Source organism: Oleiphilus sp. HI0086, assembly GCF_001635225.1.
The window spans coordinates 1-666 of sequence record NZ_LWFZ01000031.1 but is presented as its reverse complement, the minus strand read 5'-3'; the positions used below and the strand labels follow the sequence as shown (position 1 = coordinate 666).

Sequence of the window (666 nt, the reverse complement as noted above, 5' to 3'; positions counted from 1 at the left end):
ATTCGATAAAGCCATTAATGCGGTCACCAGCTCTTCGGTTAAACTCACCGAAAAAACAACCGAGCCACTCAATTACGAGCACCTTCCCTTCATTACAGGTATTTACGCGATATCAGGCACCTCGTCTATTCGTAGTATCTGCGTACTCGATCTTGAAGCAAGCTGTTTTTTGGGTTCCGCTCTGCATAACCTGCCGGTTGAAGATGCGCTTGACTCAATACAGAAAAAGGCAATCCCAAAGCAGCTTCTCGAAAACTGCGGCATGGTACTCAAGGTAATTTCGGTTCTATTCTTCGACCAAAAAAGTGGCACGGACCTAAAGCTGGAAAACTTCCACCTGATCGCCAAACCATTCGATAAACTAGATGCGTTAAGTCGAAAAGGCGGTAACCAGCGCATGGATTTTGAGCTCTGTATAGATGGTTATGGGAAGGGCCGAATGTCGGTGATCGCAGTTAATCGCTAAGTTAGTTATCTATTCCGTTCATTTGTCTGGACCTTATATTTAACCTCGCTCCCTTACTCAATCTATTATCACCTTATACACTCCTATCACCTTGGGGGTATAAAGTTGATTAGGGTCAACTGCCCTGCTTTTCTTCGTTTCTCTTCGCTACAGATCACTGTATTAATGTTCGCAACGTCAATGGCTTACATTAAATATTG

Annotated in this window: 1 protein-coding gene; it reads left to right on the top strand. The window is 43.7% G+C overall.

Annotated elements, in window-relative coordinates:
- A partial coding sequence (locus A3756_RS26940) for a hypothetical protein (RefSeq protein ID WP_197481073.1) occupies positions 1–466 on the top strand: 466 nt, incomplete at its 5' end.
- Between the last annotated feature and the right edge of the window lie 200 nt (positions 467–666).